This is a genomic window from Kribbella qitaiheensis, assembly GCF_042657745.1.
Classification (GTDB): Bacteria; Actinomycetota; Actinomycetes; order Propionibacteriales; family Kribbellaceae; genus Kribbella; species Kribbella qitaiheensis.
In genome coordinates, this window is the sequence record NZ_JBHSKE010000028.1 from 19853 (window position 1) to 34624 (window position 14772).

At 69.2% G+C, this 14772-nt stretch carries 12 protein-coding genes; 7 read left to right on the forward strand and 5 right to left on the reverse strand.

The window, feature by feature from the left end; translation table 11 throughout:
* Positions 1-188: 188 nt before the first annotated feature.
* Positions 189-866 (reverse strand): TetR/AcrR family transcriptional regulator, encoded by a 678-nt coding sequence (locus tag ACFPJ1_RS21430; RefSeq protein ID WP_380106327.1) that lies wholly within the window; start codon positions 864-866, stop codon positions 189-191.
* 96 nt (positions 867-962) lie between these two features.
* On the opposite strand from ACFPJ1_RS21430, the gene ACFPJ1_RS21435 reads away from it, so the two are divergent.
* Positions 963-2339 (forward strand): MFS transporter, encoded by a 1377-nt coding sequence (locus tag ACFPJ1_RS21435; protein ID WP_380106328.1) that lies wholly within the window; start codon positions 963-965, stop codon positions 2337-2339.
* A 173-nt stretch (positions 2340-2512) separates the two neighbouring features.
* On the opposite strand, the gene ACFPJ1_RS21440 is transcribed toward ACFPJ1_RS21435, so the two are convergent.
* Complete coding sequence (locus ACFPJ1_RS21440) at positions 2513-2884, reverse strand: hypothetical protein (protein WP_380106329.1); 372 nt, start codon at positions 2882-2884, stop codon at positions 2513-2515.
* 573 nt (positions 2885-3457) lie between these two features.
* On the opposite strand from ACFPJ1_RS21440, the gene ACFPJ1_RS21445 reads away from it, so the two are divergent.
* The 4 genes from ACFPJ1_RS21445 (at position 3458) to ACFPJ1_RS21460 (ending at position 7569) form a co-directional block, all read left to right on the forward strand.
* On the forward strand, positions 3458-5332 hold the full coding sequence (locus ACFPJ1_RS21445) for a sensor histidine kinase (RefSeq protein WP_380106331.1): 1875 nt from the start codon (positions 3458-3460) through the stop codon (positions 5330-5332).
* 100 nt (positions 5333-5432) lie between these two features.
* Positions 5433-6254: an aminopeptidase gene (locus ACFPJ1_RS21450; RefSeq protein WP_380106332.1), complete on the forward strand. Its 822-nt coding sequence runs from the start codon at positions 5433-5435 to the stop codon at positions 6252-6254.
* 80 nt (positions 6255-6334) lie between these two features.
* Entirely contained in the window at positions 6335-7096 is a 762-nt protein-coding gene (hisF, locus tag ACFPJ1_RS21455) for an imidazole glycerol phosphate synthase subunit HisF (protein WP_380106334.1), read from the forward strand.
* A 5-nt stretch (positions 7097-7101) separates the two neighbouring features.
* Positions 7102-7569: a MarR family winged helix-turn-helix transcriptional regulator gene (locus ACFPJ1_RS21460; protein ID WP_241998024.1), complete on the forward strand. Its 468-nt coding sequence runs from the start codon at positions 7102-7104 to the stop codon at positions 7567-7569.
* A gap of 24 nt (positions 7570-7593) precedes the next feature.
* Here ACFPJ1_RS21460 and ACFPJ1_RS21465 read toward each other — a convergent pair whose 3' ends face one another.
* From ACFPJ1_RS21465 to ACFPJ1_RS21475, 3 genes are read right to left on the reverse strand one after another with little or no spacing between them, the layout of a single operon-like run.
* Positions 7594-9231 (reverse strand): right-handed parallel beta-helix repeat-containing protein, encoded by a 1638-nt coding sequence (locus ACFPJ1_RS21465; protein WP_380106336.1) that lies wholly within the window; start codon positions 9229-9231, stop codon positions 7594-7596.
* Complete coding sequence (locus ACFPJ1_RS21470; RefSeq protein WP_380106338.1) at positions 9144-10535, reverse strand: O-antigen ligase family protein; 1392 nt, start codon at positions 10533-10535, stop codon at positions 9144-9146. Before ACFPJ1_RS21470 ends, ACFPJ1_RS21465 begins: the two co-directional genes overlap by 88 nt.
* Positions 10536-10541: 6 nt before the next feature.
* A complete protein-coding gene (locus ACFPJ1_RS21475) occupies positions 10542-12176 on the reverse strand; it encodes an AAA family ATPase (RefSeq protein WP_380106339.1) in 1635 nt (544 codons plus the stop codon).
* Between the two features lie 193 nt (positions 12177-12369).
* On the opposite strand from ACFPJ1_RS21475, the gene ACFPJ1_RS21480 reads away from it, so the two are divergent.
* Positions 12370-12879 carry a MarR family winged helix-turn-helix transcriptional regulator gene (locus ACFPJ1_RS21480; protein WP_380106341.1) on the forward strand — a complete coding sequence of 170 codons (510 nt, stop codon included), beginning with the start codon at positions 12370-12372 and terminating at the stop codon, positions 12877-12879.
* A complete protein-coding gene (locus ACFPJ1_RS21485) occupies positions 12879-14465 on the forward strand; it encodes an MFS transporter (protein ID WP_380106343.1) in 1587 nt (528 codons plus the stop codon). Before ACFPJ1_RS21480 ends, ACFPJ1_RS21485 begins: the two co-directional genes overlap by 1 nt.
* Positions 14466-14772: the final 307 nt, after the last annotated feature.

The window sequence follows — 14772 nt, forward strand, 5'->3', positions numbered from 1 at the left end:
CTGGATCCGGCGGACCGTCGCAATCGCAGGGTCCGCCTCACTGCAGCGGCGAGGCCCGGCTCGCCGCAGTACGGGCCGACATCGATGCGATGGAGGACGACCTGCTCGGCGAACTCACTGCCGACGAGCGGCGGTCGCTGATCAGAATGCTGACCCACCTCGCGAGCGAGTGAACCGCCGCCGTCGGCCTAGTGGGCGGCGCTGTGGCCTGCGTGGCCGGCCTGCTGGGCTTCGAGTTGTCTGCTGTGTTCGAGCAGGGCGGGATAGTCGTTGGCGATGCCGCGGAGCAGGGCTTCGACGGCGTTCTCGATTTCGGCCTTGCTGGTTGGGGCGTGCCCGAACATGGCGCGGTAGTGGATCAGTGAGCCGAGCATGTCGAGGATGAGTTCACGGTCGATGTCGGGGCGGAGATCGCCGCGGCCGACGGCTCGATCGAGCATCCGCGCCACCGCGGCGCGTGGTGGGTCGAACAGCGTGACCATGAACTCGGCCTGCAGTTCGGGGTCGGCGGCGCACTCGGCCAGCAGCGGACCCAGTACGCCGGGCCGGATGGCGCCGAACGCGGCGATGAAAACGCCCAGTCCTTCCTCCAGGTCGCACAGCGTGCACCCGGAGTCGGGCACCTCGGCGACATCGAGGCGTACTGCCAGGGCGGCCAGCGCGAGGCGCGGGCGGCCGGCCCAACGACGATAGATCGCGGGGCGGGTGGTGCCCGCCCGCCGGGCGATGTCTTCGACCGACAGCGCTGAGTAGCCCGACTCGTCCAGCACCGCCAGGGTCGCCTCGAGCACCGCCATGTCGATGTGCGGGTCACGCGGCCGACCGCCGGTCGGTACGGACGAGCGAGGGGGTTGACCAGAAGCCATGCTTCAATCTACCTTTACGTTACGATCCATACTGTAACGATACTCGCCTACGGAGGCGCTGTCATGTCCGTCGGGCTTGAACTGAGGAAACCCACCATGACCGAAGAGAGCCACGGCAGAGGCGGACGGGCAGTACTGGCGCTGCTGTCCTTCGCGATGCTGATCGTTTCTCTCGACCAGTACATCGTCGTGGTGGCATTGCCCGACATCGGCCGCGACCTGGGGTACTCCCCGCAGACACTGCAATCGGTGATCAGCGCCTACGCGGTCGCGTCGAGCGGGTTCCTGCTGTTCGGTGGACGGGCCTCGGACCTGCTGGGGCGGCGCCGCATCCTGGCGACTGGGCTGGCTCTGTACGCCGTGGCCTCGCTGGCCGGCGGGCTCGCGACGGAACCCGAGTTGCTGCTGGCCGCGCGGGTCGTTCAGGGGCTCGGCGGCGCTCTCGTCTTTCCCAGCACGCTTGCGCTGATCAACACACTCTTCGCCGAGGGTCCCGAGCGGAACCGCGCGGTGGGGATCTGGGGCGGTTCCGGTGCGGCCGGGCTCGTGGTCGGTGTTCTGCTCGGCGGCGTACTGACCCGCGCGTTCGGCTGGGAGGCGGTGTTCTTCGTCAACGTCCCGCTCGCGACGGCCGCCTTCGCCCTCGTGTTCGTCCTGATTCCGGTTGACCGCCCGCGCGACACGTCCCGCTCTTTCGACCTGCCCGGTGCGCTGTCCGTCACCGGCGCGATGACACTGCTGGTGTTCGCTCTCGTCCAGGGCCCGGACCGCGGCTGGACCTCGCCGTGGATCCTCGGTGCGATCGCCGTCGGGCTCCCGTTGCTGGTTGTCTTCGGCCTCGTCGAAAGACGCTCCCGCGATCCGCTCGTGCCGGTTCAGCTGGTCCGCAACCGGACGCTGCTGATCGCCACCTCGATCGCCTTGATGTTCACGGCGACCTTTGGCTCACTGCTCTACTTCCTGTCGATCTACTTCCAGGACGTCCGCGGCTACGACGCGCTCGAGACCGGGCTAGGATTTCTGCTCCCGACAGCAGTGGTTGTCGCCGGATCGTCCTTGGCCGGGAAGGTGGTGACCCGCCTCGGGCTGAAGCGGACTCTCATCGTCGCCCTCGCCATCGGAGCCGCCGGAGCCGTCGGCCTCGGCCTGGCAATGACCCCCGACAACCGGTATGCCGCACTCGTGCCCGGCCTGATCGCCGTCAGCATCGGCGACGGCATCGTCTTCACCGCGATGTTCATCGCGGCCTCCACCGGCGTCTCCGCCAACCACCAGGGCGTCGCTTCCAGCATCGCCTCCACCGGCTCCGGCATCGGCGCCGTGATCGGCCTGGCGATCCTTGTCCTGATCGCGAACTCCGGCATCGACGCGGCCGCCGGCATCAGAACCGCCGTCCTCGTCATCTCCGGCGGGATCCTGCTCACCGTCCTGATCGCCTGGCAGCTTCGGACTCGCTCGAGCGCTAGCCGGTGACCTACGGTGCGAGCTTCTTCATGTCCTGCTGGTTGAAGTCGCCGGTGATCTGGACCTTGCCGCCGGTGGCGCTGTGCACCGGCGATCGCATGGACTCCGACGAATTACAGCTGCGGTGGTGAACACCGCCGCGACGGTCCGAAACCATTTGGCACCGGCGCGGCCGGGCCTCGCTATTGCCGCGACTGGCGCTGGTAAGTGACGCCAGTGACGTCTGATCCGGCCATACCGATCGCGACCGACAGGTACTTCCCGTCGATCGAACCGGCGCCGAGGTCGGTCGCCTTGAGCCCGCGGCAGCCTGTGCGAGTGCTGGCGCGGTGGATCCTACGGAGCCGGAAAGGACCAGACGAAATGCGCCACCGGATCTTCTGCGCGTTCGGCCGGACGCCTCGAGCGCGCTGTGCAGGTACCGGGTTCACCAGCGGGCCAAGGTTGCTGGAGCAGGCCCACTCGTAGAACCCGAACAGCACCCTGAGCTGGTGGTTGATCGTTCGGCCGGCGTAGTTGCCTCTCAGTGCGGCCTTGCCGGTCACCGGGTTCACCGATCCAGGTGACGGAGCATCCGCGCGACGGTTGGCGCGTTTGTGGGTTCGGTGCCTCTCGCAACCATTCCACGAAGGTTCGCACGTCGAGGCGCTCCGCGCGTCAGCTGACGGTGCAGGAAACGGAACCAGCGCAGCAGGTCGAATGCGTAGCTGCACGGGGTTGCCAGGCTGCAGTCGGACGCGGCCAGTTCCCGGAGGTACTCCGACGCCGCTTCATGCTCGAGCTCGATAAACAGAACTCGCCATCGGAGTACAGACTCGAACTCCACCACCCGACCCGGTTCGGCCGATCGCACCGGCACACCTCTCCCGAGACATGCTGCAGCGCCAATCGGGCTCAGAAGAGTTCAGTCAACTAGTCCACACGTCTCGCTCGACGGCTGAGAGCGCGACCACAGGTGGTGGGTAGCCGGAAGGGCCGGCGCGTCAGGTGTGCTATCCGGGCTCGCTGCGCTGTGCGTGTCAGTACGCATGCTTTCTTGGCGTCTGCACCTGATCATGGGATCGGGAACGCATGGCGTCCCGGTCTAGTCAGGGGTCGTGGTGTGAGTTGGACGTCGGGGCGTGGCGATGACGGGTTGGCAAGTCGCGGTGGCTGGCGTTGCGGGTGCGCCCGGCGTCGTGCTCGGTCTGCTGCTGTTGCTTCGTGGACCACGCGTCGTCGGCGTGTTGCTCGTTGCGCTCGGCTTGCTCCCGCTAGCCATGCTCTCGCCCGACTCAGCGGTGGCGGGCCGGTCGCCACCTCACGGCCTCGGCCTCCTCCTCGCGGTGGCCTCCGTCGCCGGGTGGGTGTGGCTGTACGTCCCGCCTGCGTTGCTCGCTGCGTACTTCCCGAATGGTCGACTCGGGCGCGGTTGGTGGGTGCTCCCGGCGGGCTGGGGCGTTTTCCTGGTCGCGTTCCACGTGGCGGTCGCCCTGGACGCGGACAACTATGGCGGTCGTGCCGGACAGATCCCGGGCAGCCCGCCGGTGGAGGTGCCGCACTCGGTCAACAGCGTGCTCGGCATCGGCTCGCTGGTCCTGCTGCTCGCGTTGCTGGTCGGGTCGGTGGCCCGCGTGGTCGTGCGCTTCCGCCGAGGAGGCGACGTGGTGCGACGACAGCTGAAGTGGTTCGCGTTGAGCATCCTGCTGCTGCCGATCGTCCTGATCGTCACCTGGGCGGCGTACCTGCTCACCGACGTCGCCGGCGTCGTGGTCCAGGTCGGGCTGTTGCTGGTCTTCGTCAGCATGCCGGTCAGCATCGCCATCGCCGTCCTGCGGCACGACCTGTACGACGTCGACACCCTGGTCAGCCGCACGGTCGCCTACATCGTGCTGACCGGCGGGCTGGTGGCGGTGTTCGCGGCCGTCACGGTGGGGATCGGCGTCGTGGCGGGACGTGGCTCCGATCTGCCGACCGCGGTGGCGACGCTGGTGTGCGCGGCCGCGTTCGGACTGCTGCGGCGTCGGGTGCAGGCGGTCGTGGACGCCCGGTTCGACCGCGGCAGGCGTGACGCCTTGATCCGGCTGGACCGGTTCCTCGACGAGGTGCGAGATGGTCGCACCGGGCCGGAGCAGGTCGAGTCGGCGTTGCGTGAGGCGCTGCACGATCCGGGACTGCGCGTGGTCTATTGGCTTCCCTCCGACCCGACGACGCCCTGGCGTACTGGTGACGGCGAGCCGTCGGCCCGACCGGAGGACCCTGCGCTGGACGTCGCCGTCGCCGGCAGACTGCTGGGCTCCGTCGGCTACGACCTGGCCGAGCGACGCCCCCGTCTGCTCCGGGAGGCGCTGCGACAGGCGCGCCTGCCGCTGGAGCTGGCGCACTCCCGCATCGCTCTCCGCCACGCGTTGGCCGAGACGCGTGCCTCGCGGGCGCGCCTGGTCGAGGCCGGGGACGCCGAGCGTCGCCGGCTCGAGCGCGACCTACATGACGGCGCCCAGCAGCGGCTGGTCGCGATCGGGATGTTCCTGCGGCTGGCGCAGCAGCGCGCGGACCCGGCCGATCCGCTGCAACAGGTGCTCGGTACCGCCGTACGGGACCTGCAGGAAGCCCTAGGCGAGCTCCGTCAGCTGGCCGGAGGAGTACGCCCACGCGGGCTGGACGAGGGTCTCTCAGCCGCCATCCGCGGGCTGGTCCGGACCAGCCCGGTGCCGGTAGAGGTCCACCTGACCGCCGATCCCGTACCGAACGTGGTGGCGACGACGGCGTACTACGTGGCCGCCGAGGCGTTGGCGAACGCGCTCAAGCACGCGGAAGCCCGGTCGGTCGTCATCGACGTCACCCACCGCAACGGGGACCTGCGGGTGGTGGTGTCCGACGACGGTCGCGGCGGTGCCACGGTGCGGGCAGGATCGGGGCTCGCCGGGCTGCGCGACCGGGTTGCCGCGACCGGGGGTGAGCTCGCTGTGGACAGCAGCCCCGGCATCGGTACGCGAGTGGAGGCGAGGCTGCCGTGCGGATAGTGATCGGCGAGGACTCCGCCGTCGTGCGCGAGGGTCTGGCGCTGCTGCTCGCCCAGGCCGGCCACGACATCGTTGCACGTTGGCCAGACAGCAGGCAGTGATGAGCGGACGGTGGAGATGGACGGTGGCGGCCGTACCGAACGCGCACTGGGCCGCGCAGGTGTACGGCGAGCCTGACGTCGACCGACTCTGGGACGTGGTCGTCCAGGCCATGCGACTTGATGAAACTGATCCGGTCGCTGCGTGGCGGGAGCGGTCGGCGGCCCTCGCTGCCCGGTGTGCCGCCCTCGATGCGATGCAGATCAGCGAGATCAGGTACGTCGGCGAAGGTACGGACCTGACTGTCGGCCTGCTGCCCGACTGCCGCTGGACCGGCGGTTCCGTCGTCGACCCCGCCGGCATCACGTACCTGCCGAACATCCCGACCGAGGAGGTCTTCACCAGCCCCGACCGGCGCCGTGCGGACGGTGTGGTCCGGCTGACGAAGCCGGTTGTCATCGGCGGCCAACTCGTCGAGGGACTGCGGCTCACGTTCGCGGACGGCCGGATCACCGAGGTCTCGGCCACCACGGGTGCAGACCTGGTGCGTTCACAGCTCGACACCGATCCAGGTGCCCGCAGTCTTGGCGAGGTGGCCCTGGTCGACAGGGAGTCCCGGATCGCGCAGGCGGGTTTGGTCTTCCACAACACCTTGTTCGATGAGAACGCCGGCTGCCACGTCGCCTGGGGGCAAAGCTTCCCCTTCGCCGTCGAGAGCGGCCTGCAGATGACACCCGAGGAGCGCTACGCCCTCGGGCTGAACAACTCGACTGTGCACACCGATGTCGTTCTGGGTGGCGAAGACCTGACGGTCACCGCCACGACGCCTGGTGGTCCCGTGGTCCTGCTTCGCGACGACACCTGGCTGCTGTCGGCATCCTGACCGCGGCGTTCCTGGTGGAACGAAATGGTTTCGCGGACTGGCCGGACGGTGCGCTGGGCCGGAGTCGGTACCCTTTCCGCGTGAGCCTTGCCGTGCGTGTGATCCCCTGCCTGGACGTCGATGCCGGGCGAGTGGTGAAGGGCGTCAACTTCGTCGACCTGCGTGATGCCGGCGACCCTGTCGAGATGGCCCGGCTGTACGACGCGGAGGGTGCCGACGAGCTCACCTTCCTCGACATCACCGCGTCCTCGGGCTCCCGCGGGACGACGTACGACGTGGTCCGGCGGACCGCCGAGCAGGTGTTCATCCCGCTCACCGTCGGTGGCGGGGTCCGCGAGGCAGCGGACGTGGACCGGCTGCTGCGGGCCGGTGCGGACAAGGTCGGCATCAACACCGGCGCGATCGCCCGGCCGGCCGTGATCGAGGAGATCGCCCACCGGTTCGGCAACCAGGTGCTCGTGCTGTCCCTCGACGTCCGCCGGAGCGAGGAGCAGCCGAGCGGGTTCGAGGTGACCACGCACGGCGGCCGCAAATCGGCCGGGCTGGACGCAATCGAGTGGGTGCGCAAGGGCGCCGAGCTCGGCGCGGGGGAGATCCTGCTCAACTCGATGGATGCCGACGGCACCAAGCAGGGCTTCGACCTGGAGCTGATCCGGGCCGTCCGGGCGGTGGTCGACGTACCACTGATCGCCAGCGGGGGAGCGGGGCTGCCCGAGCACTTCCCGCCCGCGGTCGAGGCGGGCGCGGACGCCGTACTGGCCGCGAGCGTCTTCCACTTCGGCGACCTGCGGATCGCCGACGTCAAGAAGGCGCTGCGCGACGCCGGCGTCGTGGTCCGGTGAGGAAGATGGTGGCCCAGCGTCCCGAGCAGACCACCCGGCTGATCGCGGACGTCGAGCAGGAGTTGTCGATCCTGCTCCGCCGCGCCCGCTCGGCCCAGATGCTGCTGGCCCGGCGGGTCCACCCGGAGATGGACGCCGCCGGGTATGCGCTGATCTCCCAGATCGAGCTCGGTACGGCGAGCGGCCGGCCCGGCGTACGGGCGTCCGACGTGGCGCAGGCCCTCGGCCTGGACAAGTCCACCGTCAGCCGCGGCCTCACTCACCTGGAGACCCTCGGCCTGATCGAGCGAGTAGGCGACCCCGACGACGGCCGGGCCCGCCTGCTCCGCCTCACCGCCACCGGCGCCGAGGGCTACGGCGCCATGCGAGCACAGCGCCAGACCGAGTTCCGCGCCATCCTCGACCGCTGGGACACCCCCGACCTAGCCGACCTGGCCCGCCTCCTAGCCCGCCTGAACCTCGACCTCAGCTGACGCTCGACACCGGTCCGTGGCGGTCTATCGGTTCCTCAGCTCGGCTCGGCCGGTGAGGTCGTTGCCGTTGCCGAGGGCTCGCCACTGGGCCCAGTTCAGGTCGGTGTCGTTCCAGGAGAAGTGCGGTTCGGTCAGGGACTGCAGGTAGTAGATGTTGGCCTCGAAGCGGTTCTGGTTGCTGGAGTAGATCGCCTTGTCGCCCACGTCCTGCACCGCGCCGGTGGTCTGACCGGCCGACAGGGCGATCCGGTTGTCGTGGACCCAGACGTTCCGGACGACGTGCGGGCCGTGCGGCGCCGGCCGGTCGTAGGCCCGGCCGCCGCTGTCGATCAGTGCGATCCCGTTGGCGTTGTAACTGACCGTGTTGCCCACGATCTCCACAGGTCCCGTAGTCCCGCCCGACGACTGGATCTGGATCCCGGCCTCCCAGGCCCAGCCCTTGTGCCGGCGGCCGTTGCCGGTGATCTCGTTGGACCGGATGACGGCGTCGTAGCTGAGCTCGTGCTGGATGCCGGCTCCCCAGTTCCCGGTGATCCGGTTGTACGCGTACTCCGTCCGGATGTTGCCGCCGTCGGTCCACAGGCCGGGACCCCGGTTGTCGTGGACGTAGTTGTGGGTGACGGTGTGGCGGTCGGTCAGCCAACTCTTGCTGCCACCCGCCTCCCACTCCGGCGAGTACCCCGCGTCCCCGTTGAAGGCGATCTCGTTGCTGGACACGGTCGAGCCGGTGCCCCAGGCCCCGAAACCCAACTGCCCCTGGTGGTGGATGAAGTTGTCGGTGACGACGGCGTCGTCGGCGAAACCCAGACCGGCACCGTGGTTGAGTCGTACCTCGTTGTGGTGGATCCGCCAGCCGGTGCCCACCCGGTGCGGCGTGACCTGGCGACTCTCCACGGCGGCGGCCTGTGCCTCGTTGGCCGCCTGCTCGAGCACAAGGTTCGCGACGGTGACGTCGTCGACCGGCGCCCGGATCAGGCCGGGCGCGACCGCCTGCTCGACCAGGTGGAGCCGGGGGTCGTCGCGGATGGTGATCGTGTTGGTCGCGTAGTCGGCGTAGACGGTTCCACTGACGACCGCGGACCTTGACTCGACCCGGCGCAGCCGTCGCTTGTCGAGAAAGACGTCCTCGGTCAGGACGCAGGTCGGTACGGACTCCAGGCACTCTCCGTGCTGACCTGGAATCGCCGGCAGGAACCCTGTCGCCGACCACGCCGGGCCGTTCTTCCGCCAGCCGGTGAGCACCTTGGACCCGCTGATCACCGCCCCCCGCAGACCGATGAGCGAGGTGCCCGCCTTCGGCCGCAGCGGTTCGGCGAGCCGGTGTGTGCCAGCGGACAGGCAGTACGTCGTACCCGGCGCCCGGGCGTCGATGAGCTGCTGCAGGTTGTCGGACGGTCGCACCGGTACGCCGTCGCAGGACCGCGAAACCGGACCGACCTGACCGGTCAGCCCGGCGCGTGGTGACGAACCGGACTCACTCGAACGGTCCGCGCCGCACGAGGACCACGCCACGGCCGCGAGCGCGATCAGGGTGCAGACGGCGGCGGTCCAGCGGCGCCCGCGCGACCCGGAGCTCACGGCCGGTCCGAGGTCGACGGACTGCCACCGGCGTACCAGGGCCTGCGCGTCGTCACCGCCACCCCGATCCCGAAGGCGGTCCACAGCAGCGCCGCCACCTGCGGCCCTTCGAGCTGCGGATCGAAGAAGCAGGAGACCAGGACGGCGGTGGCTACCATCAGCGAAAGCACAGCCACCTGGCGTCTGAACACCATCCCTTGCCGGGCGAGGCGTCGGCAGCCCGCGACAAGCCGCCAGTACCAGCCGATCCACAGGGCGATCCACAGCGAGATCCCGACCAGGCCCATCCGGGCCACGATGTGCAGGTGGGAGTTGTGCGGGCTCCGCAGGCTTTCCTTGCCATCGTCGTACACGCCGACCTCGGTGGCCAGGTTCTGGCCGAAGCCCGATCCGTGGACGAGACGGCCGTCCGCGATCTGCTTGTCGAGGATGCGCGACCACAGCTCCTGCCGGCCCTGGACCGTGCCGCCCAGGTTGCCCGGCGACTCCTTGCCGCCGAGGCTCACGACGTTGGCGACGAGCTGGGACGCCGAGAACTCCCGGCCCTGGACGCCGGCCATCGGGATCTTCAAGGACAGCAGCGAAGCCATCCCCAGCCCGACGACGACGATCAGGATGGCGCGGGCAGCCAGGGCGCCGCGGTTGTGCAAGAACGCCAGTCCGACTGTTGCGCCCGCCATCACGCCGAGCAGGCCGCCGCGGTTCTGGGTGGCCGCGAGCGCGATGACGAGGAGGGCCATGAGACTCCAGCCCGCACGGCTGCGAGCGGTGCGGGTATCGGGCAGGAGCCACAGGCAGCCCAGGACCAGCATCGCCGCGATCGCCGCGCTGCCGGATTTGTGGGAGAGAACCGACACGGTCGAGAACGGCACTTTCGGAGCGCTCTCGGACAGCGGAGCCAGGATGAGTCCGAGCGGCAGCCACAGCAGCAGCCACGGCGTCAGCCGGGTCAGCTGGGCGACCAGGCGGTCGAGGAGTTCCGGCGACCGCGCCAGTGCGGCCGCGACGAGGAACGCGAAGACGCAGTAGTACCAGAGCGCGGCGTCGCGCACGGCGTCCAGGTGGTACGTGCCCAGCCCTGACAGCATCCGGACCAGTCCCCAGAGCACGAATGCGCCGAGGAGCGCCAGGATCGGCTCGTCCCTGATCGGCGTCCGGAGGTACCGCGTGGCCACGACCGCGGCGACCGCGCCGACGCCGAGAACCATCTCACCGACGAACAGCGGACTGCCGGGCAGGTGCAGATACGCGAAGGCCCGGTCGAACAGGAGATAGCCGCCCAGCAGCGGACCGAGCAACCGGCCGTAAAGGACGAAGAGTCGGCCCGACGACGGCGCGCCGAGGAGCTCGCCTGCGCGGGTACCGGGAGTGCTGGCCGGCAATGACATCGCGCCTCACCCCTGCGGTCGGCGTACCGGCGGTCGGAGGCTGTTGCGGCGCCGGTACGTGTAGAGCGGCGCCGACGGTACCTGCGGCAGACCGGTCCGACGAGCGACGCGGGTGGCGATCCGGCCTCGCAGCCGCCGGACGAACAGCGGCCCCCGGCTCGCTCGGCGGTAGACGTAACCGACGACGTCGGACTCCACCTGGTCCAGCCGCTCGACCATGGTGAGATGGTCCTGCAGGGACTCTTCGGCGCCGAGCACGACGATCGTGGCATCAGAGTCGTCGACGAGATCGGTGGCATCGGCTACCTGCAGCAGCGGCGGGCTGTCGATCAGGACCAGGTCGAAGGACAGCTTCGCCTCGGCGATGATCTCCTTGACAGCTTTCGCGTACGCCGTACCGGTGGTCCGCTCGCCGGACATCCGGCCGGCCCGGAGCACGGTGACATTCTCGTTGAGCGGGCTGGTCTCGATGCAGTCTCGGACGGGACGTTGCCCGGCGATCACTTGGTCGAAGCCGTCGCTCTGCGGGCTGCCGGGCAGTAGCAGGGCGGTCAGGACCCCCTCGCTGGAGTCGGCGTCGACCACCAGGACCGGCGTACCGCTCTCGGCGACGGCCAGCGCGACGTTCGCCACGACCGTACTGCGTTCGCCGCCGCTCTCGCTGGAGACGAAGACGACGGCCAGCCGGTCGCCGCGGGCGGCCCGGATCCGCTCGACGGAGCCCGCGGCGAACCGGAACGCCTCGGCGGCGGGGGACTGCGGATCAGCAGCCACCGGCAGGGGACCGGCCTGCCCCACCGCGGACAGAAAGCCGTCCGGCCCCGACGACGGGATCTCGCCGATGAGCGGGGCGTCGTAGATCGCGGCCGGGTCGTCCCGATCCTCCAGGCACCGACGGCGACTGGCCCTGGCGTAGGCAAGCCCGGCAGCGAGCAGCGTACCGACCATGAGTCCGATCGCGCCGGACCGCTTGGCATTGCCGTTGACCGCCACCAGCGGTTCGACCGCCGACCCGAAAGTTGGATGGTTGGCCCGGTCGACCTCCAGATTGGACAGCGTCTGCGTCCGCTGGTTCACCAGGTCCATCAACTGGCCACGAGTGCGGGGATCGCGGATGGCGCGCTCGATCCCGGCGACGGTGGCCTCGGCCTGGGCCGTGATGACGGCGACCCGGGCGTCGTCGAATGCCTGCAGAACGGCGTTGGTTCCGACCTGGGCTACGCGAGCGTCGGGCCAGGTGAACGCGATGGCCACGATGCTGGACCCGAAGGCGCCGGGTTGGGCGCCCTCCGGCGGGGTGATCTCCAGCGCCTTGCTCTCGCCGGCGAAGTCCTGTGGCGTCAGCACGTTGGCGTTCAGTGCCGCATTGGCGATCCGGCTTGCGCGGTCGGCGACCTCCGGGGACTTCAACAGCAGCACCTGGCTGTCGAAGTACTGGCTGCGGTCCTCGCCCTGGGCCTGCGTGGTCTGCGGCACGGTGACGGTGGCATTCGCCCGGTAGAGCTCGGGCTCCACGACCGTGTAGGCCACCGCACCGGTGGCCATCAGCAGCGCGATGACCAGGACCATGAGACGGTACCGGCGCACGGCGCCGAAGACGGTCGGCTGGAACCGGTCCTGTTCGATCATGGTGGCCTTCATGGCCCCACCTCAGTCACTCCCTGGACTTCGGTGCTCCGCGCAGCGGCGTGCCCCCTTGAGGCATGATAGGCCGCCGTTTCCGCTGAGTGACCCCTACGGGCGGATATCGCCTAAATGGACACTCTGCGTGACTATCGGCGTGTGATCACGGCATATGGTTGCAGAAACCAACTAATCGATATATAGTTGGGTTATGCAACTAGCCCAGCAAACCTCTGTCCCGGGGGTGGAACGGGATACGCCGGCCCAGGAAGTGCTCGAAGGGGTCAGTTCGCTGATCCGGGCCGTGCGTTGTATCGAGCACCGGCACTTGTGGCCTGACTCAGGCCTCCGGCGAGCCGACGCCGGCGTCCTCAAGGTGCTGGCCAAGGACGGCGAGCAGCGCGGAGGGGAGATCGCCGTGAAACTCGGCGTCGACGCCTCCGTGGTGAGCCGTCAGGTGACCGCCCTGGAGGCCGACGGCCTGGTGAGCCGTCGGCCCGATCCGGCGGACGCTCGCGTCTCGCTGCTCGCGCTCAGCGACGCCGGCCGAGCCCGGCTGGAAGCGCTGTACGACGGGTTCGCCCACCGTCTCCGAGTCGCGCTCGGGGACTGGGACGACGACGACATGGCAACGGCCGCGCAAGCGCTGCGCCACGTCGCCGCCGCCGTGACCGAGGCCGCCGAATCCGTGAGGCACACCAACTTTTCGACTGGAGACTGATGACTGTCACTGAGACCCGGCTGCAAGCGCCCGCTGCGCCGGTACTCACCCACCGCGAGATCCTCGAGATCCTCGTCGGGCTGCTCGCCGCGCTGTTCACGGCGATGCTCAGCTCGACGATCGTCAGCAACGCCTTGCCGACAATCATCGCCGACCTCGAGGGCTCGCAGACCCAGTACACCTGGGTGCTGACCGCGAGCCTGCTGGCCACCACGGTCTCCACCCCGATCTGGGGCAAGCTCTCCGACCTGATGAGCAAGAAGCTCCTGGTCCAGCTCGCCATCACCTTGTTCGTGGTCGGTTCGGCCCTGGCCGGTATGGCGCACAACGTCCCCTTCCTGATCGGCGCCCGCGTCCTGCAGGGCCTCGCGATGGGCGGCCTGATGGCCCTCGCCCAGGCGATCATCGGCGCGGCGATCCCGCCCCGTGACCGCGGCCGGTACTCCGGCTACATGGGTGCCGTGATCGCCGTCGCCACCGTGTCCGGCCCGTTGATCGGCGGCGTCATTGTCGACACCTCCTGGCTCGGCTGGCGCTGGTGTTTCTACGTCTGTGTCCCGCTGGCGATCATCAGCCTGGTGATCCTGCAGCGCTACCTGCACCTGCCGCTGAACAAGCGCAAGGTCCGGGTCGACTACCTCGGCGCGATCACGATCAGCATCGCGGCCAGCCTGCCGCTGATCTGGGTCACCTTCGCCGGTCACGACTTCGGCTGGTTCTCCTGGCAGTCCGCGCTCTTCGTCGGCGGCACGCTGCTCTTCGGCATCCTGGCCGTCATGATCGAGAACCGGGCGGCCGAGCCGCTGGTCCCGCTGAAGGTCGTCCGCCAGCGCACCACCGCACTGGCGATCGTAGCCAGCCTCGCGGTCGGCGTCGCGATGTTCGGCAGCGCGATCTTCCTCGGCCAGTACTTCCAGATCGCCCGCGGCTACAGCCCGACCGAGGCCGGTCTGCTCACCATCCCGATGATGCTCGGCTCGTTCATCGGATCGGTCGGCTCGGGCCAGATGATCACCCGCTTCGGCAAGTGGAAGCGGTACCTGATCGCCGGCGGCATCCTGCTCGTGCTCGGCCTGCTCGTGCTCGGCACGATCGACCACACCACGCCGTACTGGTACGTCGGCACTGGCATGCTCTCGATGGGTCTGGGCATGGGCATGATGATGCAGAACCTGGTCCTCGCGGTGCAGAACACCGTCGACGTGAGCGAGATCGGCGCCTCCAGCGCCTCCGTCTCGTTCTTCCGCAGCCTAGGTGGAGCCGTCGGGGTCTCGGTCCTGGGAGCGGTACTCGCCACCAAGGTCAAGGACCTGCTGATCCAGGGCGTGCTCGCCGGACCGGGCGGAGCCGCGGCCGCAGGCAAGCTGCAGGACGGCGGCTCGGACGGAACCAGCCTGCTGGACGTCAACCACCTCCCGCCGCAGCTCGCCGAACTAGTGCGCCAGTCGTACGGCGACGCGACCGGGCAGATCTTCCTGATCGCGGCCGCGTGTGCCCTGGTCAGCCTGATCGCCGTGTTCTTCATCAAGGAGGTCCCACTCCGCCGCACCGTCGCCAAGCTCGAAGAGCCGGTCGAACTGGACTGACCAACGCCTTCAGTCCGGTACTCCGGTAGTCCGGTTCGGGTCCGGCGACAACGCAAACTGCAGGCGGTGTTCCCCAGGGGAGCACCGCCTGCTGGTGTTTGCGTCGGTATGAGTGCGGGTGGTTTTCGCCCTGGTATAGGCGGAGGTGGTTCGCGGGCTCCGCTGCGTGATGGTGCTAGTCGGGCTGGTGTGCGTCAAGAGCGCCTTCGGCGTCCCTGCGGGATCGGAACAAGTTCCGGCTCTTGATGCGATGAAGGAGCGGGGCCTCCGCTCCTCGTGGGTTCCCCGGCGGATGCTGGGGTTGCTC

What these genes read in the sequence shown, in the direction of transcription:
- ACFPJ1_RS21470 (WP_380106338.1), bottom strand. Translation starts at nt 10,535, where the DNA reads ATGTCATTGCCGGCCAGCACTCCCGGTACCCGCGCAGGCGAGCTCCTC.
- ACFPJ1_RS21480 (WP_380106341.1), top strand. Translation starts at nt 12,370, where the DNA reads ATGCAACTAGCCCAGCAAACCTCTGTCCCGGGGGTGGAACGGGATACG.
- ACFPJ1_RS21435 (WP_380106328.1), top strand. Translation starts at nt 963, where the DNA reads ATGACCGAAGAGAGCCACGGCAGAGGCGGACGGGCAGTACTGGCGCTG.
- ACFPJ1_RS21450 (WP_380106332.1), top strand. Translation starts at nt 5,433, where the DNA reads ATGAGCGGACGGTGGAGATGGACGGTGGCGGCCGTACCGAACGCGCAC.
- ACFPJ1_RS21460 (WP_241998024.1), top strand. Translation starts at nt 7,102, where the DNA reads ATGGTGGCCCAGCGTCCCGAGCAGACCACCCGGCTGATCGCGGACGTC.
- ACFPJ1_RS21430 (WP_380106327.1), bottom strand. Translation starts at nt 866, where the DNA reads ATGGCTTCTGGTCAACCCCCTCGCTCGTCCGTACCGACCGGCGGTCGG.
- ACFPJ1_RS21445 (WP_380106331.1), top strand. Translation starts at nt 3,458, where the DNA reads ATGACGGGTTGGCAAGTCGCGGTGGCTGGCGTTGCGGGTGCGCCCGGC.
- ACFPJ1_RS21475 (WP_380106339.1), bottom strand. Translation starts at nt 12,176, where the DNA reads ATGAAGGCCACCATGATCGAACAGGACCGGTTCCAGCCGACCGTCTTC.
- ACFPJ1_RS21485 (WP_380106343.1), top strand. Translation starts at nt 12,879, where the DNA reads ATGACTGTCACTGAGACCCGGCTGCAAGCGCCCGCTGCGCCGGTACTC.